At 71.3% G+C, this 21556-nt stretch carries 23 protein-coding genes, 1 pseudogene and 1 riboswitch; of the genes and pseudogenes, 10 read left to right on the top strand and 14 right to left on the bottom strand.

Features of this window, described 5'->3' with window-relative positions:
- Window positions 1-37 precede the first annotated feature (37 nt).
- Window positions 38-742 (top strand): HAD family hydrolase, encoded by a 705-nt coding sequence (locus tag N4G70_RS09090; protein WP_261711982.1) that lies wholly within the window; start codon window positions 38-40, stop codon window positions 740-742.
- A gap of 9 nt (window positions 743-751) precedes the next feature.
- Here the strand turns inward: N4G70_RS09090 and N4G70_RS09085 are convergent, their stop codons facing one another.
- The 3 genes from N4G70_RS09085 to N4G70_RS09075 form a co-directional block, all read right to left on the bottom strand.
- On the bottom strand, window positions 752-1201 hold the full coding sequence (locus N4G70_RS09085; protein ID WP_261711981.1) for a nucleoside deaminase: 450 nt from the start codon (window positions 1199-1201) through the stop codon (window positions 752-754).
- Between the two features lie 147 nt (window positions 1202-1348).
- The gene (locus tag N4G70_RS09080) at window positions 1349-1786 is read right to left on the bottom strand and encodes an STAS domain-containing protein (RefSeq protein ID WP_261711980.1); all 438 of its coding nucleotides are present in this window, start codon (window positions 1784-1786) and stop codon (window positions 1349-1351) included.
- A gap of 303 nt (window positions 1787-2089) precedes the next feature.
- Window positions 2090-2845 carry a LysM peptidoglycan-binding domain-containing protein gene (locus N4G70_RS09075; RefSeq protein WP_261711979.1) on the bottom strand — a complete coding sequence of 252 codons (756 nt, stop codon included), beginning with the start codon at window positions 2843-2845 and terminating at the stop codon, window positions 2090-2092.
- Window positions 2846-2847: 2 nt separating this feature from the next.
- Window positions 2848-3031, bottom strand: a riboswitch (cyclic di-AMP (ydaO/yuaA leader).
- Between the two features lie 474 nt (window positions 3032-3505).
- On the opposite strand from N4G70_RS09075, the gene N4G70_RS09070 reads away from it, so the two are divergent.
- Together N4G70_RS09070 and N4G70_RS09065 are read left to right on the top strand one after the other, a co-directional pair.
- Complete coding sequence (locus N4G70_RS09070; protein WP_261711978.1) at window positions 3506-4429, top strand: carbohydrate kinase family protein; 924 nt, start codon at window positions 3506-3508, stop codon at window positions 4427-4429.
- A gap of 35 nt (window positions 4430-4464) precedes the next feature.
- The gene (locus N4G70_RS09065; RefSeq protein ID WP_261711977.1) at window positions 4465-5088 is read left to right on the top strand and encodes an RraA family protein; all 624 of its coding nucleotides are present in this window, start codon (window positions 4465-4467) and stop codon (window positions 5086-5088) included.
- A gap of 187 nt (window positions 5089-5275) precedes the next feature.
- Here the strand turns inward: N4G70_RS09065 and N4G70_RS09060 are convergent, their stop codons facing one another.
- From N4G70_RS09060 to N4G70_RS09020, 9 genes are all read right to left on the bottom strand, one after another.
- Complete coding sequence (locus tag N4G70_RS09060; RefSeq protein WP_261711976.1) at window positions 5276-5956, bottom strand: hypothetical protein; 681 nt, start codon at window positions 5954-5956, stop codon at window positions 5276-5278.
- A 105-nt stretch (window positions 5957-6061) separates the two neighbouring features.
- Window positions 6062-6679, bottom strand: coding sequence for a phosphatase PAP2 family protein (locus N4G70_RS09055; protein ID WP_261711975.1), 618 nt, complete (start codon window positions 6677-6679; stop codon window positions 6062-6064).
- 211 nt (window positions 6680-6890) lie between these two features.
- A complete protein-coding gene (gene crcB, locus N4G70_RS09050) occupies window positions 6891-7265 on the bottom strand; it encodes a fluoride efflux transporter CrcB (RefSeq protein ID WP_261711974.1) in 375 nt (124 codons plus the stop codon).
- Complete coding sequence (locus N4G70_RS09045; protein WP_261711973.1) at window positions 7262-7609, bottom strand: DUF190 domain-containing protein; 348 nt, start codon at window positions 7607-7609, stop codon at window positions 7262-7264. Before N4G70_RS09045 ends, crcB (N4G70_RS09050) begins: the two co-directional genes overlap by 4 nt.
- Complete coding sequence (gene crcB, locus N4G70_RS09040; protein WP_261711972.1) at window positions 7606-8097, bottom strand: fluoride efflux transporter CrcB; 492 nt, start codon at window positions 8095-8097, stop codon at window positions 7606-7608. The genes N4G70_RS09045 and crcB (N4G70_RS09040) overlap by 4 nt, the downstream gene beginning before the upstream one ends.
- A 148-nt stretch (window positions 8098-8245) precedes the next feature.
- On the bottom strand, window positions 8246-8743 hold the full coding sequence (locus tag N4G70_RS09035) for a universal stress protein (protein WP_261711971.1): 498 nt from the start codon (window positions 8741-8743) through the stop codon (window positions 8246-8248).
- A 9-nt stretch (window positions 8744-8752) separates the two neighbouring features.
- A complete protein-coding gene (locus tag N4G70_RS09030) occupies window positions 8753-9988 on the bottom strand; it encodes an arsenic transporter (RefSeq protein WP_261712090.1) in 1236 nt (411 codons plus the stop codon).
- A 161-nt stretch (window positions 9989-10149) separates the two neighbouring features.
- Window positions 10150-12045 (bottom strand): bifunctional metallophosphatase/5'-nucleotidase, encoded by a 1896-nt coding sequence (locus N4G70_RS09025; RefSeq protein ID WP_399034675.1) that lies wholly within the window; start codon window positions 12043-12045, stop codon window positions 10150-10152.
- A gap of 762 nt (window positions 12046-12807) precedes the next feature.
- Window positions 12808-13485 (bottom strand): formylglycine-generating enzyme family protein, encoded by a 678-nt coding sequence (locus tag N4G70_RS09020; RefSeq protein ID WP_261711969.1) that lies wholly within the window; start codon window positions 13483-13485, stop codon window positions 12808-12810.
- Window positions 13486-13640: 155 nt separating this feature from the next.
- On the opposite strand from N4G70_RS09020, the gene N4G70_RS09015 reads away from it, so the two are divergent.
- From N4G70_RS09015 to N4G70_RS08995, 5 genes and pseudogenes are all read left to right on the top strand, one after another.
- Window positions 13641-14834, top strand: a complete 1194-nt coding sequence (locus N4G70_RS09015; RefSeq protein ID WP_261711968.1) for a flavin-dependent oxidoreductase — start codon at window positions 13641-13643, stop codon at window positions 14832-14834.
- Between the two features lie 281 nt (window positions 14835-15115).
- Complete coding sequence (locus N4G70_RS09010; RefSeq protein ID WP_261711967.1) at window positions 15116-15664, top strand: DUF1062 domain-containing protein; 549 nt, start codon at window positions 15116-15118, stop codon at window positions 15662-15664.
- Between the two features lie 146 nt (window positions 15665-15810).
- Complete coding sequence (locus N4G70_RS09005; RefSeq protein ID WP_261711965.1) at window positions 15811-16290, top strand: GNAT family N-acetyltransferase; 480 nt, start codon at window positions 15811-15813, stop codon at window positions 16288-16290.
- Window positions 16291-16409: 119 nt separating this feature from the next.
- Window positions 16410-16808 carry a MerR family transcriptional regulator gene (locus N4G70_RS09000; protein ID WP_261711964.1) on the top strand — a complete coding sequence of 133 codons (399 nt, stop codon included), beginning with the start codon at window positions 16410-16412 and terminating at the stop codon, window positions 16806-16808.
- Window positions 16809-16985: 177 nt separating this feature from the next.
- Window positions 16986-17243, top strand: a pseudogene (locus N4G70_RS08995) (esterase); the annotation flags it as partial.
- Between the two features lie 28 nt (window positions 17244-17271).
- Here N4G70_RS08995 and N4G70_RS08990 read toward each other — a convergent pair.
- Window positions 17272-18108, bottom strand: coding sequence for a class I SAM-dependent methyltransferase (locus tag N4G70_RS08990; RefSeq protein ID WP_399034667.1), 837 nt, complete (start codon window positions 18106-18108; stop codon window positions 17272-17274).
- A 320-nt stretch (window positions 18109-18428) separates the two neighbouring features.
- Between N4G70_RS08990 and N4G70_RS08985 the strand changes: the two genes are divergently transcribed.
- Both N4G70_RS08985 and N4G70_RS08980 read left to right on the top strand, forming a co-directional pair.
- Window positions 18429-18884 carry an SPW repeat protein gene (locus N4G70_RS08985; RefSeq protein WP_261711962.1) on the top strand — a complete coding sequence of 152 codons (456 nt, stop codon included), beginning with the start codon at window positions 18429-18431 and terminating at the stop codon, window positions 18882-18884.
- Between the two features lie 553 nt (window positions 18885-19437).
- A complete protein-coding gene (locus N4G70_RS08980; protein ID WP_399034664.1) occupies window positions 19438-20484 on the top strand; it encodes an isopenicillin N synthase family dioxygenase in 1047 nt (348 codons plus the stop codon).
- A gap of 4 nt (window positions 20485-20488) precedes the next feature.
- Here N4G70_RS08980 and N4G70_RS08975 read toward each other — a convergent pair whose 3' ends face one another.
- Window positions 20489-21556 (bottom strand): polyprenyl synthetase family protein, encoded by a 1068-nt coding sequence (locus N4G70_RS08975; protein WP_261712089.1) that lies wholly within the window; start codon window positions 21554-21556, stop codon window positions 20489-20491.

Raw genomic sequence — 21556 nt, 5'->3', positions numbered from 1 at the left:
CTAGGGTGATCATCGAACCCGGGAAGGGGGCGGCCTCGTGGCGCATCCGCGCGTACTCGCACTCGATTTCGTGGGCACCCTGGCGGGCCACGGTCCGGCCCCCGGCGGCCTGTTGGTGGCGGACGTCCTGCGGGGACTGCCGGGGACGGTCATCCCCGAGGAGTTCGCGGCCCGGTTCGACACCGTCACCCAGCAGGTGCGCCGGTACGACCGTGGTGTTCGCAGCACGTTCGCCACCCGTCTGCGCCGCGCCGCCCGGGACTGCGGTGCCCTTGTGCCCAGTCTGCGGCTCGCGACCGAGGCGGTCTTCACCGCGCTGCCCGACGCTCGGGTGGACCCGGCGGCGGCCGAGGCGCTGCGCCAGTTGCACGCGCGGGGCCTGGTCTGCGTCCTGGCCGCCAATACGGACCGCCCGGAGGGGGTACGCCTGCGGACCCTGCAGGACGCGGGCATCGGGGACTGCTTCGATGCCGTGGTGCTCTCCAGCACCCTGGGCTTCCGAAAGCCCGACCCGCGCTTCTACGTCGCGGTGACCCGGGCGGCGGATTGCCGGCCGGAGGAGGTGCTGTTCGTCGGGGACAACGTGGAGACCGATGCGCTCGCCCCGCACCAGTGCGGCATGTCCGCGGTCCTCGTCACCTCTGGGCCCCGCCCTGCCGTACTTCCCCCCGGCATTGCGACCGTCCCGCACCTGAGCCGTCTCGCCGCCCACCTCAACTCGCTTGGTTGTGCGGCGGGTTGACGCCGTGCCTCACTGTCCGATGTCCTCGTTCCACAGGTCCGGTTCGGCCGCGATGAACTCCCGCATCATGGCCACGCATTCCCGATCGCCGAGCACCACGATCTCCACCCCGTGGGCGGCCAGCCACTCCTGGCCGCCCCGGAACGTCTCGTCCTCGCCCACGACGACGCGCGAGATCCCGAACTGCCGCACCAGGCCGCTGCAGTACCAGCACGGGGACAGCGTGGTCACCATGGTCGTGCCGCGGTAGGACCGCTGCCTCCCAGCGGCGCGGAAGGCCGCCGTCTCCGCGTGCAGGGACGGATCGTCCTCCTGCACGCGCAGGTTGTGGCCGCGCCCGAGGACCGTGCCGTCCGCGCCGTAGAGTGCCGCGCCGATCGGGATGCCGCCCTCGGCGCGGCCCGTCCGGGCCTCCTCGACGGCGGTCGCGAGCCACATCGTGGCCAGTCGGTCGTCCATCCGCGCGACGATACGCCCGCCGTCGCGGGATCCCCGTCAGCACCCGCCGTCGGGGCGGCCTTCGGCGCGGAGATCGGCGCCCGCTCCGGCTTCCCGCCTTCGTCCGGTCGTGCGAACACGGCGGGCCGGACGTCAACAAGCCCAGCCCTAGGGCTGGTTGTCCCCGGAGACGGGGAGGGCGAGCGCCGACAGGGCCGCCTCTTCGACCGTGCGGGCCGGCTGGAGGAACGCGTCGAGGCGGCCCGCCATGAGGATGCGCCGGTGCCAGGGCCTTACGCAGACCACGCCGAGGTGGCCCTCTCGCTCCCGGACCCTGCGATGGGCCCGGCACAGCAGGGTGAGGACGGCACAGTCGAAGAACTCCACGGTCCGCAGATCGACGATCACCCGGGCACCGGCCGGCTGGGTGGCCGCGTCAAGATGCAACTGCACGCCCGGGGCGGTGGCCAGATCGACGGCGCCGTGGACCTCGACGACGGTGAACCCGTGCATCAGATACGTGCGGGCGTTGCAGCACCGGTCCGGCAGCAGCCCCGGCGGGAGGGGCAGGGGCGCCGAGACGGATGGCCGAGCGGTGGTTCCCATGGCAGCTCCCGGTCCAGAACTGACCCCCGCGGGCGCGGGGGTTCTCGGTAGTCGGGCAGTCACCGTGGTCCCGGGGTGACGCACTACCACCCTAGGAACAGCCGCGTATGCAGAAACGTGCAGCCTTGGCATTGTTCACCCCGAGGGGTGAACGAAATTTGCGCTGCCCCGAGTTTGAGGGCAGCGCATGGGGACTCCGGGGCCCCATCGAGCCCGCGGCACGTCCGGTTGGGACCGGTGGGACACCGGCCGGGCGGCCGGGCGCTCTCTCCCCACCTCCGAGAGCGCCCGGTCCGCGGACCGTCAGTAGGCGCCGAAGACGTTGTCGATCGACCCGTACGTCTTGGCCGCGTAGTTGCAGGCGGCGGTGATGTTGGCGACCGGGTCGTAGAGGTCCATGGGCGTACCCGGCACGTGGAACGCGAGGAAGGTGGGCTGGATGACCTGGAGGAGTCCCTTGGAGGGCGTTCCGGCCACGGCGTTGGAGTCCCAGTTGTTGATCGCCATCGGGTTGCCCGAGGACTCCCGCATGATGTTGCGGTAGATCCCGTTGTACGTTCCCGGGATGCCGTGCTGGGCCATGATGTCGAGGGACTGCTTGATCCAGCCGTCCAGGTTGTTCGCGTACGAGGTCGTGGCCGCGGGGGCGAGGGTCGTCGTCCGGGCGGAGCGGTCGGCGCGGCCGGCCGCGGCGTCCCGGGCGGTGCTCGCCGCGGCGCCACCGAGGTTGAGCTTGAGGCCGGGGTGGATCAGCGCGGGGTCGGCGCCGATGACGCTCCGGTTGATCTCGTACAGCTTCTTCCAGCCGCCGCTCACGTCGAGGGCGTCGGCGATCTTGGCCAGCGAGTCGCCGGCGGCGACCGCGTAGCTCGTGGGGCCCGCCTTCACCGCCACAACCGGCTTGACCGCCGGGGCGGAGTGGACCGCCGCGGGGGCGGCGGCGGCCGTGGTGGCGCCGATCACCGGGAGGGCCAGTACGGCGCCTCCGGTACCCGCGGCGGCGATGCCGCGGGAGAAGGAGCTGGACTTGGGGCGGCGGTGCTTGCCCTTTGCAGGCATGGTGCTTTCCTCTCCGTCGCCTACGAGGTGAGCTGTCGGGTTCGGACGGGAGATGTCCGGCCGCGGTGCACGCGACTTCACCCCAGCCGATCCGGAATCCGGATCGGCGGCTTTCCTGGGTCCCCCGCTCCTGCCGTACGTGTGTGGGAGGCTCCGGACGGCGGCAGGATTCGGCGTTCCTTCCGGATTGACGGTGAACGTAAACGAATAGGCCGAGTGGAAACAAGGCCAGAATTCATTGCCGGCGATCCCGGATATAGATCAACTCGAATTCGGCCCCATGATCCGATCCCGCCCGGGCCCCCAACTCGCTTTGGCGGGAACGGAAATGACCCGGTGCGACTCCGAGCCCGGACCACCCCCCACGTGACCCAATTCACTCGCTCGTCGTGCAACCGGCGCGGCGGTCCACAAAAGAGATGAGGTTCACCCAATAGCCCCAATGTGGACATTTTCCCGGCAATAATCCTGTCGCTCATAGCGCCGCAATTAGGACACTCGGGACCTTCCTGTACACCTCAAGCAACCCAAATCGCCCCCATCACACACCTCCTCCGCTCCCCCGCGTCGGCGACCACACACGCGCCCCTTACGCCGCCGCCCGGGATCATGCTCATGGGCCGCCCCGTGCGGCGGGACCGACGACAGTGAGGCGGAACGGTGAATCGAGAGCGCGCGCAGTACGACGTCCTGGTGGTCGGGGGAACGGGGGTGGACACGGTCGTACGCGTCGATGCCCTGCCGGTGCCGCTCGCCGACTCCGTTCAGGTCGGCCCGATCGAGGAGTGGCCGGGCCATACGGGAGCGAACGTGGCCCTGGGGACCCGGGCGCTCGGCCTGGCGGTGGGCCTGATCGACTGCATAGGGGACGACTGGACCGGAGCGCGGGTCCGCGAACTGCTGGAGGCGGGCGATGTCGACTTCGCCCCGCTGATCTCCCCCGCGGGCACCCGCCGTGCGGTGAACCTGGTGGACGCCGGTGGCCGTCGGATGTCCTTCTACGACGCCCGCGACCCGGACGACCTGCGGATGCCCCGGGACTTCTACCTGCCGCGGCTGCGAAGGTCCCGCCATGTCCACCTGTCCATCATGAACTTCGCACGCTTCCTGTTCGACGACATCGACGAGCTCGGTGTCCCCGTCTCCGTCGATCTGCACGACTGGGACGGACTGGCCGACCACCACCGGGAGTTCGCCCTCCGTGCCGACCTCGTGTTCCTCAGCGCGGCGGGCGCGGGCGACAACACCCCCGCGCTGATGCGCGAGATCCTTCGCGAGGGCCGGGCATCCACGGTGGTGGCCACGGCCGGGGCGAGCGGCTCCTCCGTCCTGACCCGGGAGGGCGGCTCCACGCCCCAGCACATCCCGGCGGTGCCACCGCACGCGCCCGTCGTGGACACCAACGGGGCGGGGGACGCGTATGTCAGCGGTTTCCTGTACGGCAGGCTCACCGGACGGGACGCCCAGGAGTGCGGCCGGCTCGGCGCGATCGCGGGCGCCCACGCCTGCACGGCTCCGGCAGCCACCGACCCCATCTCGCGGGAAAGCCTTGTGGCGGCATGTCAGATCGCCCGCCTCACCTGACCGAGTAGCAATTCACCGTCATCCATGGGGAAAGCATGAACGAGCTCAACGAATTCAGGACCATTTCACCGACGACGCTCGCCGATGTTCTCGGGCGCGCTCAGGTGATGGATATCGGTATCCGTCCTCTGTGGTCCCCGATTCCCCGTGTCGCCGGGCCCGCGTTCACCGTGCGCTGTCCCGCCGGGGACAACCTCATGCTGCACGCGGCCATTCACCGTGCCGCGCCCGGTTCGGTCGTCGTCGTGGAATCGGGCGATCTCGATTACGCGCTCGCGGGCGGCAACGTGTGTGCCGTCGCCCAACGCCGGGGCGTCGCCGCGTTCGTGGTCGACGGGGTGATTCGTGACCTGGCGGAGGTCCGCGACGCGGGCTTCCCCGTCTTCGGCCGTGGCGTCCTTCCCATCCCCGGGACCAAGAAGGCCGTCACACCGCTCAACGAACCGGTGCGCTGCGGCGGAGTCCTTGTGCACCCGGGCGACATCGTGGTCGCCGACGAAGAGGGCATCGTGGTCGCTCCCCACGCCCGGCGGGAGCAGGTGCTCCTGGAGGCCCGGCACAAGGCGGCCAAAGAGGCGGACGAATCCCTCGACGCATGGGAAGCGGCCCATCGCGCCCGCATCGACAAGGCGTTGAGGGAGGGCGGCTTCGAGGACTGAGCCGAGCGGGGGCGGTTCGAGAAGGTGGGGGGCGGTCCTGGGCCGCCCTCGGCGTCTCCAACTGCCTTGCGCCTGCAGGCCGTTGAGGCAGCCAGGTCGGTCCCCCTTCCGGCCGAGGTGCCGTGTGCCCGAGTCCGTCAGGGGGCCGCTGTGCGGGTGGGCCCGGTTCGGCCCACCCGCACCGGGATCACACCAGGCCGACCTCGCGGACGAGTTCGAGGCTCAGGACGCGATCGAGGTGGGCGACGGTCTCGAACTTGGCTCCCTCGGGCACATCGTCGGCCGTCGCCAGATCGTGCAGGAGGCGCAGGACGGCCGACGTGTCGAGCCGGTGGTCCAGGGCGGTACGGGCCGTCGCCTTGAGGCCGGTGGGGATCGGCTTCGAGGGGTGCTCGGCCCAGGCCGCCACGGATCGCCGCCAGCGGGCGAGCGCGGCGCCGGCTTCGGTGATCTCCTCGGCCGTGATGGAGACCGGCTCCTCGTACGGGTGGCTGAGCAACATCAGGCGTACCGCGAGCGGGTCGAGGCCTTCGAGCGGGGGCAGTGCCGCCCGGCCGATCTGAAGACAGGCGACGCCCGCGCCTTCGTATGTACCGCTGGTGAGCTGAACGCCGGGCGGGCCGCCCAACTCCTGGGCGATTCGCTCCGGGTCGCCCTCGGCGTCGGGCGGGCGGATCGCGGCGGCCGCTTCGGTCTTCGGTCCGGTCCATCCGATGAGCACCGCCCTGCCGCGCATTTCGACGACGCGCGCCAGCACGTCGGCGGTCAGCAGCACCCGCAGTCCTGTTCCGGGATCACCGTCGGCGGGGGCGTGCGCGTAGACGCGCAGAGGGCCGGGGCCGGCGAGTTCATCGACGATTCGCAGCACCCGGCCGAGCCTAGGCGTTCGAGCCCGGCCCGGACACAGGACCGCGCCCCCGAGGGACGAAAATCGGCACCCCCGACGCCGGCCGCGGCCGGGCCGCGGCGCCTCTCAGGCGAGCAGCGGCTTCAGCGCGCCACCGCGCAGACGCTCCACGAGCGGGCCCCCGTACCGCCGCGCGGACCACGTCACGGCGAACGCCACCACCCCGCCGGTCACGAAGGCGACCAGCACGTCGTGCGGGTAGTGCGCTCCGACGTACACACGGGAGGCGCCCATCAGGAGTGCGGCGATCGCCGCGATCGCGCCGAGCCGGCGGTCGACCAGGAACAGGGCGACGGCTGCGGCCGCCGCGACCGTGGTGTGGTTGCTGGGGAAGGCGTAGTCGTCCAGGGGCGGGCACTTCTCGATCAGGAAGTCGTGCGGGAGCACGCGACAGGGCCGCACCTCCGTGAACACCGACTTGACCGCGTCGTTCACCCCATACGCGAGCACCATCGCGACCGGCGCGGCCAGCGCCGCCGCCATCACCGAGGCGTCCTTGCGCCGGGCGATCCACCAGCCAACCAGCATGAACACCGCGAAGAGGCCGACGCCGTAACTGGTGTAGGCGGACACCGGTCCGTTCAGCCAGTGGGTGTGCCGGGCGAAGTCGGTGATGTCGCCGTACAGGCCGCCGTCGATGGACGCGCCGTCCAGGGCCTGGGGTGTGGGGGTGGGGCTGGTCATGGGGTGGGGCTCTCCGGTGGGTCGAGGGCGGTGCGGGCGCGCCAGGGACAACGGGGCACGGCGTGGAGGGGCCTTCTGTTGGTCGTGCGGGTGGACGGAAGACTAACGTCTACAGACACGTAGACGTCAAAACGCCCCGGTCGGTTGCGCGCGGTGCACACCGGATGGTCGCGCGCGACGCCCGTTTCGGCCGCGTTCGGGGGGGGAGCTGTCAGCTCCACAGCGCTTCGGCCAGCGCCACGCCCGCGAAAGCCGCGCCGAGCCCGGCCACCACGCTCAGGACGACGTTCGCGGCGGCGTAAACCCTCGCCCCGTCCTCGGCGAGCCGGAGGGTCTCGTACGAGAATGTGGAATACGTCGTCAACGCCCCGCAGAGCCCCGTGCCCACGAACAACTGCACCTGCGAGGACGCGGCGCCCGTGCTGACCGCGCCGGTCAGCACGCCCAGGACCAGACAGCCGACGACATTGACGGTGAAGGTGCCCCAGGGAAAGAGACTGTCGTGCCGCTTCTGCACGGTGAGGTCGGTGAGGAAGCGCAGCGGGGCACCGATGGCCGCCCCCAACGCCACGCACAGCCAGTTCACTTGGCGCGCTCCCGTCCCACGTATCTGATGACCTCGCAGTCATCGAGCATCACCAGGCCTTCGCTGACGAGCTCGTCCAACTGGGGCAGAAAGGCGCGGACCCGCTCCTCGTCGTCCACGATGACGATCGCCACGGGCAGGTCCTCGCTCAGCGACAACAGGCGCTGGGTGTGGATGAGGGAGGAGGCGCCGAATCCCTCGATGCCTCGGAACACGCTGGCGCCGGCGAGTCCGGCCGCGTGGGCCCGGTGCACGATCTCCGTGTAGACGGGCCTGTGGTGCCACAGGTCGCTCTCGCCGATGAGGATCGTGACCCGCAGGGCCCGTCCGGTCAGTCCGGTCATCGCTGCCTCCGTACCAGTGCGCGCCGGGTCAGCCACACCGCGCCCCACACCGCCGCGAGCGCCGCGAGCAGCGTCAGCGCCAGATAGCCGAGGGCGGTGCGGGGCCGGCCCGCGCTCAGGAGTTTCTGGATGTCGACGGTGTACGTCGAGAACGTGGTGAAGCCGCCGAGCACGCCGGTCCCGAAGAAGGGGCGCACCAGCCGGTGCGCGGTCCACACCTCGGTGAGCAGCACCATGAACACGCCGAGCACGGCGCAGCCCGCGGCGTTGACCAGCAGAGTCGTCCAGGGAAACGCCTCCGGCGCGGTGGTCCACAGGAGCGAGGCGCCGTAGCGGGCGCAGGCACCCAGCGCGCCGCCGAGCGCCACCACCGCGACGACCGGTCCCAGGCCGCGCGCGGGGTGGGGGCGCCGGGCGAGTTCGGCCGGTGCGACATCGGGGTCCACCGGCTCGGCGGCCGCCCGGGACCACGGGGCTCTCTCGGACATACCTCTCCTACCTGAAAGGCACCCGTGCCGCGCTCTCGGCCTCGTTCGCGCGGGGCGGGGCCCGGTCCGGAAGACCGGAGATCACCGTTCCCACCAGGCTAGCGCCGTGTTTCTCCCGCTCGCCAACCGGCCCGGCGGCGGTGCTTGGTCACGGACCGGAGGGATGGGGCGGTGGCGGTGGGAGCGATCCGATGCCGGGGGCCGTGTCGGGCCAGACCAGCAGCACCGGGCAGGGCGCGTGGTCGACGACGAACCGGGTGGCCGGGCCGAGGCTGCGGGGCCCGAGGTGGCTGTGGTCGCCGTCCCGGGCGCAGACGAGGAGGGTGGCGCCCTCCGCCGCGCGGACGACCTGTTGTTCGGCGCGGCCGTGCAGCGCGAGGCGCCGGGCCGGGCCGCCCAGGGCACGCTCGGCCCGGGCGAAGAGCTCTTGGTCGGCGGCCCGCGCGAGGTCTTCGAGGCGGGTGCCGGGGTCGCGTTCGCGGTGGCCGCGGCCGAGGAGTCCGGCGAACGCGCCGTGCGCGGCCTCGGCCACATCGTCGTCGGTGACGTGCAGGAGTACGAGGTCGGCGTCCGCGGCGGTGTGTGCGCGGGCGGCGTCCACGCAGGCGGGCCAGGTGCCTTCGGTGATCCAGATGATGACGCTCATGGAATGCGGTCAGCCTCCGATCGTGTGCAGAGCCGCCCACAGCGCGGCGGTCGACGCGACCAGTGTGGCGGGAACCGTCAGCAGTCCGAGGCGGGTGAACTGACCCAGTCGGGGCGCGTCGTCGTGTTCGTGCAGGATGCGCCGCCACAGCAGGGTGGCGAGCGAGCCGACGTAGGTGAGGTTGGGGCCGAGGTTGACGCCGATGAGGACGGCGAGGACCGGGCCCGCGCCGCCCGGCGCGGCCACCGGGAGCAGGGCGAGGACGGCGGGCAGGTTGTTGATGAGGTTCGACAGGACGGCCGCGACCGTGACGACCGCGAGCAGGGCGGGCAGCGAGTCCCCGTCGGGCAGCAGTCGGCCGATGGCGGAGCCGAGCCCGTTGTCCACGACGGCCTTGACGACGATGCCGAGGCCGAGCACGAACACACAGAACGGAATGCCTGCCGAGGCGACCAGCGCGCGGGGTGTGGTGCGCCGCCGGGCCAGACCGCGTACGGCGAGGACGAGCGCGCCCGCGAGTGCGGCCCAGGCCGGGCTGAGGCCCGCGAACGAGGTCACCACGAACCCGCCAAGGGTCAGCGCCAGGACGACGAGCGTGAACACGGGCATCGGCGTGGGATCCGCGTCCCGCACCCCGCCGGGGTGGGCGGACAGATCACCGCGGAAGAAGACGCGGAAGATCGCGTACTCCACGGCGATGGCGGCCAGCCAGGGCAGCGCCATCAGCGCGGCGAACCGCGTGAAGGAGAGGCCGCTGGCGGCCAGGGCCAGCAGGTTGGTGAGGTTGGAGACGGGCAGCAGCAGGGAGGCCGAGTTCGCCAGGTGCGCGGTGGCGTACACATGCGGGCGGGCCCTCACCCCGGCGCGGGCGGCCGTCGCGAACACCACGGGGGTGAGCAGCACGACGGTCGCGTCCAGGCTGAGGACCGCGGTGATGACCGCCGCGACGGCGAAGACTCCGCCGAGCAGACGCTGGGCGCTCGACCCGCAGACCCGGGCGACGGCGTCACCGGCGGCCGCGAACAGGCCCTCGTCGTCGCAGAGTTGGGCCAGGACGAGCACCGCGGCGAGGAAGCCGACCACCGGCAGCAGCTCACGGGTCTGCTGCCATGCCTCGGCGGGCGACACCGCGCCGAGCGCGACGACTACTCCCGCCGCGGGGAGCGCCGCCACCGCTTCCGGCAGGCCGCGGGGGCGTACGACGGCGAAGGCGAGCACGCCGACCAGGAGGACGGCCGACACGATCTCGGCGGTGACGGTATTCAGGGTCGGCCTCCGGGCGACGGGCGATGACGGTGGGCGGCCACGTGCCGCACCACAGCGGCGACCCTACGTGAGGGTCGCCGCTTCCCGTTCTCCGACAGGGCGGGGCGCCGGTGCCGGCTCCCCCACCGACCGGGTGGCCGTCAGCAGCGCCCGCGGCCACCGTCCGTGCCCGCCGACGCCACCCGGGGGGTGACGTCCGCGCTGCGCGTCGGGGGTACCGGCAGCAGCCGTCCGGTGTCGGCGCGTACGGCGCTCGCGGAGCGCGCGGTGACCCGGCCGAGGGGGGCCGGGGTGAGGACGGCCTGGCTCTGGACGTAGGCGATGAAGCTCTCGAAGTCCCGTGTGTGGCGCACCGGTTTGGAGTACTTCTGCAAGGCGGGGTAGTCGTCGGCGCCGATGAGGGTGTACGCCGTGACGGCGATCCGGTAGGTGGCCTTCAGATCGAGCGGGGTGCCGTCGATGAGGACGTCCGCGGGGTTCACGCGGTCGCCGACCGCCCCGGCGGCGTCGAAGCTGTACCGCACGTTGTGGGAGACGGCGAGGGGCGCGTAGGTGAGCACCGTCCCCTTCATCTTCCACTGCTGTTCCAGGGTGTCGTGGATGCACTGGCCGGTGACGGTGGCCGTGACGATGGGGTCCCCGTAGCCGACCGCGTTGAAGGCCTTGCGGTAGGAGACGGCCCCCTGCACGGTGGTGTCGAGGATGAGGTCGTCGTTGATGACGCAGGATCCCTGGCGGGGCGCGACCGCGATCAGCGCGAGTTGGGCGGGGACGTTGGGATGGATGTTCCCGGTGTCGAAGGGGTCCAGCTTCTGGCCGCCGGCCCACAGCGCCCAGTCGGCGGTTAGGTTGCCCATGGTGCTCTCGCCGAAGCTGTTCAGGCTGCGTGTGAACGAGGCCGTCTGCCTCCCGATGCGGGTCGCGCCCCGGTTGTCGGCGTAGCCGGTCCAGTAGTCGGCGGTCTCCTTGAGGTCCGGGTCGGGCGTCACGTCATGGGTGTTGGGGTGGTTGGTCGACGTGGTGAGTTCCCGTACGACCTTGCCCGTCACGGGGTCGAGGCGCAGGTTGATCTCGTTGATGATCTGTGCGTGACAGCCCGCCTCGACGAAGGGGCGCGGCCGGCCGGAGGGGTCGGGCACCATCATGTTGAACGCGTAGTGCCAGTGGCCGGTGACGATCGCGTCGATGTCGGAGGACACGGTGAGTGCGAGGTCGTAGGCGGGGCCCGAGGGGGTGCTGCCGCTGTTGAAGTCGCTTCCCGCGACCGCCCCGTCGTGCATGCTGAGCACGATCGCGTTGACGCCCCGAGCTTTCAGCAGGGCCGCGTAGTGGTTGGCGGTCGCGACCTCTTCGGACATGCGCAGCGCGGTCTGGAAACTCGTGGAGCCGGTGTCGGTTCCGGTGACCGTGAGGTGAATGAAGCCGATCGGAAGGCGCCGACCGCCGGGGCCGCGTACCCATTCCACATTGACCGGGGGCAGAACGGTCTTTCCGGAAGTCCCCCACAGCATGTTGGCCGAGTAGTAACGGAACTTCGCGCCGGGGAAGGTGTGTCCGGTGGAGTCGGGGAAACTGTTCGTCCAGCCCTCACCCGCGTACGGTCTGCCCTTTTCCATGTGGTCGATCAGGAATCCGGGGGTGCGGTCGAACTCGTGGTTTCCGGCCGTCGAGAAGTCGAGCCCCATCCGGTTCAGCGCCTCGATGGTGGGTTCGTCGGCCAGTGAGGCGGCCGGAAACGACCAGCCCGAGAACAGGTCTCCCTGGCCGAAGAACAGCGTGTTGGTGTGCCCCGCCCGCAGGTTCTTGAGGTGCGTGGCCATGTAGGGCACGCCGCCCACGGTGAACTGTTTGCCGCCCGCGCCCGTGATGACCGCGTCGCTCGCGGGCGGGCCCTGAAGGTATCCGTGCAGGTCGGTGATGCTGAGCAGTTGTACGTCCACATATTCGGTGGCTGTCGCGGCGTCCCGGGCGTGGCCACTGGCCAGGGCCGGCGTGCCCGTCGCCGCCATCGTCACCAGTGACCCCGCCACGGTCATGAAGCTCCGTCGACCCACGCCCCACATTTCGACTCCTTCATTCGAGAGTTACGCGGACACTCCGAAAGCGGTGTTCCGGCCGTCCGGCGGCCCGAATAACCGCGTGACACGAATCCGATGTTCGCGGGCGCCAGGAATACGACCGGGCACCAGGAATACAACACGGCAGGATGGCCGGAACCGGCGACACGCCGCCGGTCCGAGGGCGCCGGGTGTGAGACGCCGACCCGAACCACTCAAGCGCATGAACAGGGCGACGAGACAAAGACACGCGGAACTCAGGGGTGGCGGCGCATGACGAGTCGCTGAACCGAATCCGGGGTGTGCCAACCCAGCCACCGGCCGGCGCTCATGAATAGGCGTCGAAATGTCGGGCAATGCGGCGCCGGCACAAATCCCCTCGATCGAAAGGGGTTTGGCGGCGCCGCCCGATAATCGGCTCCGGCCTCTCCGCATGAAGGCCGTCCTTCCCGGTGCTCGTCGCGTGCGCCATGGAGGCGGCTCTCACGTCGAGTTTCCGTGCGTCCGGCACGGCTGAGCCGTCCCTGTCACGGCGGGCCGGGTACGTCGTCGGGAGCGCGGGGGCCAGGGCCCGCCGAGGGGCCGTCTCCGGCCGCGTCGACACCCGGGCCGACCACGCACGGAGCTGCGCTCACTGTCATTGTCCCCCACTCGCATGCCCCCAAATCGGGCTACCGACAAGGGAGTTGGGTGAGGCCGGTAAAGGTTCGGGCACGGGCGCGGTTGCCCGTCACACCCTCGTCAAGCCGACACGGACCGTGCCACGCGGAACCCCACGTCGTCGATCCGGAAGGTCGGGTGGCTGCGGCGGCGCACCGAGGCCCGGCAGCTCCAGGGCTCGTCGAACCATCCACCCCCCCGTAGCACCCGGTAGCTGCCGTAGACCTCGGCGTCATAGACGTCCCAGCACCACTCCCAGACATTGCCCAGCATGTCGTGCAGCCCCCAGGCGTTGGGCCGCCTGCCACCCACCTCGTGCACACGCTCGCCGGAGTTGCCCCGGTGCCAGGCGATCTCGTCGAGGGGCCCGTACCGCGCCTCGGACGTACCGGCGCGGCAGGCGTGCTCCCATTCGGCCTCCGACGGAAGCCGGTAGCCGTCACCGGCCGCGTCCCACGTGACACCCCCGCCGTCGCTCTCGCGATAGACGGGCACCCATCCCTCCTGCGCCGAGAGGGCGTTGCAGTACCGGACGGCATCCAGCCAGGAGACCCCCTCCACCGGCAACCGGTCGCCTCGCGCGGTGCTCGGCCGTGCGCCGGTGACCCGCGCATAGCGCTCCTGGGTCACGGGACACGCGGCCAGTTGATAGGCGGCGAGGTCGACTCCCCAGCTGCGCCGGGTCCGCCGGTCCGACAGGGTCACCCGCCCCGCCGGGACGGTGATCATCCGGTCTTCCACTGCCCCGCTCACGTCCATGATCACCCACCCTAGCAATGACACACGTCAACCACCCATCAGCGGACGCCAGTTGACCAGCGCCCATAACGAGGGCTTCTCACCGTGAGATCCAGCGTCTCTTGGACTTCCCTCCGCGGGCGTCACAGAGTGGGAGCGGAGAAAGGAAGCCGATCATGACGGTATTGATTGCGGGGGCGGGCATCGGCGGGCTCACCGCGGCGCTGAGTCTGCACGCGGCGGGCATCGACGCGGTGGTGAAGGAGAGCGCGCGGGAGATCCGCCCCCTGGGCGTCGGCATCAACCTGTTGCCGCACGCGGTGCGCGAACTGACCGAGCTGGGCCTGGGAGACCGGCTCGCCGGCCTCGGCGTGTCCATCACCGAGAACGTCTACGCCGACCCGAACGGCCGCCAACTCTACTCCGAACCAAGGGGGTTGGCGCGGGGCTACCGATGGCCGCAGTACTCGGTCCACCGCGGCGAGCTGCAACACCTCCTGCTCTCGGCGGTACGCGATCGGCTCGGTGCCGACTCGGTGCGCACGGGCATGCGGGTGGTGGACTTCGCGCAGGGACCCGAGGATGCCGGCGGGGTTCGTGTCCGGCTTCTCGACCGCGAGTCCGGCGGCACGCAGGAGGTCAGCGTCTCGGCGCTCGTCGGCGCGGACGGCCTGCACTCCGCCGTCAGGGAGCGGTTGCGTCCCTACGGCGGCCCGCTGCTGTGGTCGGGCATTCGGATGTGGCGGGGCGTCACCCGGGCCGAACCGTTCCTCACCGACCACTCGATGGCCATCGTGCGCGACGGGCACGCGGAGTTGGTCGCCTATCCGATCGGCGGCGACCGCATCAACTGGGTGGCGCAGGTCAGGATGGACGAGCCGGGCCCCCTCGCCGAGGACGCCGACTGGAACAGCGCGGGGCGGCTCGCGGACGTCCTGCCGTATTTCGAGGGCTGGTCGCTCGGACGGCTCGATGTGCCGGGGCTGCTCGCGGGCTGTCCGGAGATCCTGGAGTACCCGATGGTCGACCGTGCGCCACTGCCCGCATGGGGGCGCGGCCGGGTGACCCTGCTGGGCGACGCCGCCCACCCGATGTATCCGGTGGGTGCCAACGGCGCGTCGCAGTCGGTCGTCGATGCCCGTGTGCTGGCCCACGAACTGTCTCTGGCCGACGATCCGGCGACCGGCCTCGCCCGGTACGAGGCCCTGCGCCGGGACGCGACGGCGGCCGTGGTGCTGGCGAACCGGGAGATGAGCCGGACGGATGGCATGTCCGCGGAGGGCTTCGCGCGGATGACCGACACCTACCGCATCGCCACGGGTGGCGATGTGGCGGCCCTGAACGCCCGCGCCTCACTGAACGCGCCCTGAGCCCGGCGGGGCGGCCCTCGGCAACCGGGCGGCGCCGACTCCGCCTCCCCCTCCCTACCCAGCTCCGGCTCCGGCTCCGGCTCCGGCTCCGGCTCCGGCTCGAAATTCGGTGGAACGGCACCGCCGTCCGCCCCTACCGTGCTCCCGAACCAAGTCGTCCAGGCGAGGACATCCCGTTGTACACCGTGTGAGTTTTCCCGAGCGCTGATCGGTCGCGCGCCGCACCCTGTGCGCCGCGCTGCTTTTTGCTGCGGACTTCTCACTGGAACCGGTGTATTTCTGTGCTCAACACCTGGGCTGTCATGCCCACTTGCCTCCCTCTCGTCGTCCGGCGTTGCCACACGTGCGGGTGCGACCGCTTCCGGGCGGCCGGCAAGTTTCGTGTCAACGCCCACCACAAACTCATCGACGCCTGGCTCCTCGTGCTCTGTACCGGGTGCGGGGAAACAGCGAAGCTCAGCGTTCTGGAGCGGACGCATGTCCGCTCCGTACGACCCGAGCTGCTGGACCGGCTGCACGACAACGACCTCGGCCTGACGGCGGAACTGCTTCAGGACCCGCTCGTGCGGCGCCGTAATCGCATCGCCCTCGACTGGCACGGCGCCTGGCGTCTCGACACCGGCGGATCGGACCACCTGGGCCGGGAGGCGATCGACGTCACGGTCCGCTTCGCGGCGCGGATACCGGTCCGGCCGGTGCGGCTGATCGCCGAGGGGTGCGGTCTCTCACGGGCCGAGGTCGAGCGGCTGATCGAGGAGGGGAAGCTCGTTTCGGCGGTCCGCCTCGGCGGCCGGCTCACCGGCGACTTCACCTTCACGCTCAAGCGCTGACCGTCCCCGGCCCCGGGGCCCGTCCGGCGATCTCGTCGGGCAGGCCCCGGGAGCCGGTGCGGCCCCTGGGTGCGGCTGTGCGCGAGCCTGAAACTCCGGGCACGCACCACAACTGCCGCCTCCACGACGCCCCGTAGCATGCGCGCATGCCTCATCTCGAGTTGCTGCGCCTCGACCATGCCTGTGGTCTCCTGACCTTCGAACGGGACAACCGCGCCTACTTCGCCGCGTCGGTCCCCGACCGCGGCGACGACTTCTTCGCCCGGTTCGACGCACGGCTCGAAGCACTGCTGGCCGAGCAGGAAGCGGGCATCTGCTTCTTCCATGTGGTGGTCGACGACGAGGGCGACGTGGTGGGGCGGGTCAACCTGATCGACGCGGCCGCCGGTTCGGCGGAGCTCGGCTATCGGATCGCCGAGCGGGCCGCCGGCCGGGGGCTCGCCACGGCGTCCGTCCGCGAGGTCTGCGTCCTGGCGTCACGCACCTACGGTCTGACCTCCCTGACGGCGAGGACCACCCTGGACAACGCCGGCTCCCGCGCGGTGCTGACCCGCACCGGATTCGTGGTCACCTCGGAGATCCGACTGACCGGCCGCCCCGGGCTCGCCTTCGTACGCGACCTGTGACCGCCCACCTCGGCCTCCGCCCCCGGCGCCTCGCGTGACATGGCCCGTACACTCGGCCCCCACCGTCACACGGGTGTGAGGGTGAAGTCCCGGGTCCCTGAGTCCGCGAGGGGGAGCACATGCGTATCGGAGAACTCTCGGAACGCACCGGCACATCACGCCGGTTGCTGCGTTACTACGAGGAGCAGGGGCTGATCGTCTCCACCCGCTCCCCCAACGGCTACCGCGCCTACGAGGAGAACCTCGTGGACCGGATCATGCAGATCCGGGGGCTGCTCGACGCGGGCCTTCCCACCCGGATCATCAAGCAGATCCTGCCCTGCCTCAACAAACCGCGGGCCATTCACTTCCCCGACGCCACCCCCGAAATGCTCGCCACGCTCACCCTCGAACGCGACCGCATGACCCAGCGCATCGCGTGCCTGATCCGCAACCGCGACGCGGTGTCGGAGTACCTCGACACGGTGAGCCGCACCCGCAGCACGTCCCCCGCCCCGCAGGCGTCCCCCGGGCCCTGACGTCACGGGGTGCGCACCGTTGACGTGGCCGCGGCCGCGGGCCGTGAACGTCGACGCGGCCAGGGCCGGGAACCTGGAACGGATCCGGGCCGATCGCTGTCTTCTGTGCTGAGCACCCCCGAGCGGTGCCGCTCGGGCATGCCCGGGGGAACGTCTGGCAGAGAGTTCTATCGACCCATGGGTCTCACGAGTAACAAGGTGCTGGCGCTGACCGTGCTGTGCGCGGTGGTGATGTTCGTCGTCACCATCTGGTTGTGGCCGCGCCTTTCCCGTCAGAGCTGGAAGACGATTCTGGGCCGGCTGGGGCTGCTGATCGCGACCCAGCTCCTGGTGTTCGCCGCCGTGGGGCTCGCGACGAACAACTCCTTCCTGTTCTTCGGCTCGTGGACGGACCTCTTCGGGCAGGAGCAGGGCGTCGGCGTGGTCGTCGATCACTAGCCGGACCCGGTGCGCGGTCGGCCTGCTAGCGGCCCCGGCCGAAGGCGCGGGAGAGCAGGCCCCGGGGTGCGGGTGCGGGTGCCTGACCGGTCGGTCCGGTGGGCCCGGGGTCCCTGGGTTCCGGGCGCAGGGGCGGGGGCGGGGTGGGCGCCTGCGCCTTCTTGCCGCTGATCCGGATCAGCGGGGCGCCCGCCACCTCCTCGACCCCGTGCCACAGGTCCGTGCGCGAGGTGAGCCACTCCAGCAACTCGGCCCGGGCCGGCTCCGGATCGCCCCAAGTGCCGTACGCCTTGGTGCCGGTGATGCAGATGAGCTTCAGCTCCGTCGTCGCGACCGCCCCCCAGACCGCCGCCGCGACGCCGGGGCAGTGCTCGGCGCGGAAGTCGTCGAAGGCCACGATGGCGTCCGGGGCGGACAGCTCCTTGGCGGCCTCGATGTCTCCGTGCACGTGCTCGTACAGATGCGAGGCGTCCACGTGAATGAAGCGGCAGCTTCCGGGGGTCAGGCGGGTGGCGATCACGGAGGTCGGAGCCTGCACGACGGTGGGGAGCCGCTCGTGGAAGGCGAGGTAGTTCGCCTCGAAGGCGCGGCGGGTGAGCGTGGCGTACGACCTGTCCATCTCGGCACTGTTGGGGTCGTCCGGGGCCGGCGAGTCGAAGAGGTCGCAGACCGTGAACTCCTCGCCCGGGCGCAGGTAAGTGCCGATGAAGATGGCGCTCTTGCCCAGGTAGGCGCCGAGTTCGAGGAGATCACCGCTCTGTCGTGGGGCACGGTCCTGGCGCGTCAGAAACCAGTCGAACAGCAGCTGATCGACCGGCCAGAACCAGCCTTTGACATCGGAGAAGCGGCTCGGAGCCGTCACGGGAGCACTCGTCGTTGGGGGCATGAACCGGTCCTACTCCCGCCAGATGGCCCGGAGGTGACCGCAGGGCGTGCGCCCGGCGCCCCCCGGTCGAAGCTCCCCCACACGGCGCCGGCGCGGGGTCCGATGTGGGCCCGCACACCATCCCCCGCGTGAACACGTTCCGCGTTCACGTGATTACGCATCCGCAGGAGAGCGCCCCCGGTCATCGCTCCCTTTCTCCCGACTACACATAAAGGGGATGTAAGCGCACAATAGGTACGCGACATCTTGTCGCAGCGCGCGGCCAGACGTGCAGACTTCAGAAGGAGGCGAGTCGGATGGCCGACGTCTCACACCGCCCCGGTGATATCTCCGGGCACCCCGATGTATCGGAGATGCGGGACCGCTACGCGAGGGTGATGGAAACCCGAGGAGTGGCAGCGGTCGAGGAACTCGTGATCCTCGCCGGCATCTACGCAGCGATCTCCGGCTGGACGGTCCACTTCTCGGCCGCCAAGCCCACCCTGGCCCTCAGCAACCTGGTCGTGGGCATAGCCCTCGCCGTGCTGGGCCTGTGCATGTCCATGGTCCCGGAGAGGTCCCAGGACCTGAACTTCGTGGTCCTGCTCCTCGGAGCCTGGCTGATCGTCTCTCCATGGGTCGTAGCGCGCAGCGCCGGCACCGGAGCGATCCTCAGCAACGTCATCACAGGCGCGTGTGTGTGCCTGTTCGCCCTCGTCGCCGGAGGCATCCTGATGAGCAGGGGTCGAAGGACGCCCGACACGCGCCGCTGACCCCCCACACCGGGCCCGGCCCGGCGGAAAGCCCCTGAGCAACGCGGGGGGTTGACCGCCCCGGGGACCGGTGACCCCACCCCCCTCCTTTGAGGCCCGCACGGCGCCCGCACCCTCAACTCCCCGAGCATGAACCGGAGTTGGTGCGGGCGCCGTCGGCGCGCACGCCGGTCCGCCGTCGACCTCAGCCCACCGCCCCGCCGCACGACGGCGAGCGGGAGCCCGCGGAGGTTGCCACCGCGGCCGCGCCCGACGCGGCGCACCCGAACCACCCGGGTCGGCCCCCTGGATCACGCCGCCTCCCCGGCGAGGGGCACTGTGAGGGCCATCACACCCCGAACGCGCCCGACGGGAGTAATCTGGCCGCATGCCTCCGCTCGTACGACGCCGCCACGTGGACTTCGTCCGCGTCACGAGCATGGCCTGTCGCACCTACCGCTGACCCAGGCCCCCCTTCACCCTTCCCGTGCCCCAGCGGCGCCCGCCCCACCCCGGCGGAGCCGACATCGCGCCCACCCGCGCCGGCCGGGACCTATCCCAGCGGATGGCTTCCATGTCGTACGTGACCTCGTCGCAGCTCCCGATCATCGACCTTTCCGCCGCCGACCGCGGCCCCGAGGCCCGCCGGCTGCTGCACGCCCAGCTCCACGCCGCCGCGCATGGCGTCGGCTTCTTCCAGCTCGTCGGGCATGGCGTCACCGACGCCGAGACCGCCGCGCTCAACCACGCCATGCGGGCCTTCTTCCGGCTGCCGCAGGCGGACCGACTCGCCATCGACAACGTCAACTCGCCCCACTTCCGCGGCTATACGCGCATCGGCGACGAGCGCACCGGCGGCTCCCGCGACTGGCGCGACCAGCTCGACATCGGCGCCGAGCGCCCCGCGCGCATACCCGGGCCGGGCGAGCCCGCCTACTGGTGGCTCGAAGGCCCCAATCAGTGGCCCGCCGCGCTGCCCGAGCTGCGCACCGCGGCGCTCACCTGGATCGACCGGCTCAGCGCGGTCGCCGAGAAGCTGCTGCACGAGCTGCTCGCCGCGATCGGCGCTCCCGAGAACTTCTACGACGACGTGTTCGGCGACCGCGCCCATCTGCACCTGAAGCTGGTGCGCTATCCCGGCAGCGCCGAGGACGGCACCGCCCAGGGCGTCGGCGCCCACAAGGACTACGGCTTCCTCACCCTGCTCCACCAGGACAGCGTGGGCGGCCTCCAGGTGCAGCGCGAGAACGGCCGCTTCCACGACGTGCCCCCGCTGCCCGGCGCCTTCGTCGTCAACCTGGGCGAACTCCTCGAAGTCGCGACGAACGGCTACCTGCTCGCCACCAACCACCGGGTGGTCAGCCCGCCCGGGGCCACCGAGCGCTTCTCGGTCCCGTTCTTCTACAACCCGCGTCTCGACGCCCACATCGAACCGCTCCCCTTCCCTTACGCGGCGCTCGCTCCCGGCGCCACCGCGGACCCGGCGAACCCGCTGTTCGCCGAGTACGGCCGCAACGAGCTCAAGGGAAAGCTGCGGGCCCACCCCCTGGTGGCGGCCCGCCACCACGCGGACCTGCTGCTCGACGACCGCCCGCTCGCCGGATCCGCGCTCGTCTCCTAGGCGGTCAGGCCCGGCGGTCCACGAGCACCTCCGAGAGCGCGATCAGCTCGTCCACCCGGGCCGCGACGAGGGGGGCCGCGCGGAGCCGATCGCGCGCGGCTGCCACCCTGGTGCGGGCATCGCGCAGCGCGTACGCCCGGCCGCCCGCCTCGTCGATGAGGTCGGCGGCACGGCGGACGCGGTCGTCGTCGAGCGGCCCGTCCCCGCCCAGCAGGCGCTCCAGGCGGGGCCCGAGAGCGGGGACCAGGGCCAGCGCGCCGAGGACCGGCAGCGTCTTCTTGCCGCGCCGCAGATCACTGTGGGCCGGCTTCCCGGTGACGGCGGGGTCGCCCCAGATTCCCAGCACGTCGTCCACGGCCTGGAACGCCAGACCCCACTGCCGCCCGGCCTGCGCCAGCGCGTCCGTGAGGCGGGGGTGGGCGCCCGCGAGGGTCGCCCCGAGGGAGACGGCACAGCCGAGCAGGGCGCCGGTCTTGCGGCCCGCCATGGCCCGGTACTCGGCGAGCGCCACAGATTCGCGACCGGTCCACGGCCGGGACTCGAACAGCACATCGTCTGCCTGCCCATGCACCAACTCGCCCAGCATCAGCGACAGTTGACGCACCGCCCGGCCGCCCTGCGCGCCGTCGGCCTCCGACAGGACACGCACGGCGAGAGCGAACAGGGCATCGCCCGCCAGCACCGCGGGGCCCGTACCGAAGGCCTTCCAGGCGCTGTCTCGATGCCTTCTGCGCTCGTCGCCGTCCATGATGTCGTCGTGCATCAGCGAGAAGGTGTGGATCAACTCCAGCGCCATGGCCGCGGGCACCGCCACCTCCGCCTTCGCGCCCACCGCCTCCGCGCCGAGCACGGCGAGCGCCGGCCGCACCCCCTTGCCGCCGCTCCCGCCGCCGGGCTCGCCGTCCACGTCGCACCATCCGAACGCGTGGCAGGCGATGCGCCCCGGGCCGGGATGGAGGCCGCTCACCGCCTCGCGCAGTGCCGGCTCGACCAGTTCCCGGCAGCGGGTGAGGGTGTCGGCGGGGCAGGGCGACGGACCTGTCGCCGGGGATGCGGGGTCGTGCAGATCCAT

Source organism: Streptomyces sp. ASQP_92 (assembly GCF_025399895.1).
Classification (GTDB): domain Bacteria; phylum Actinomycetota; class Actinomycetes; order Streptomycetales; family Streptomycetaceae; genus Streptomyces.
Note: the sequence above shows the minus strand (reverse complement) of the source record. Positions and strands in the feature narration are given on the sequence as shown.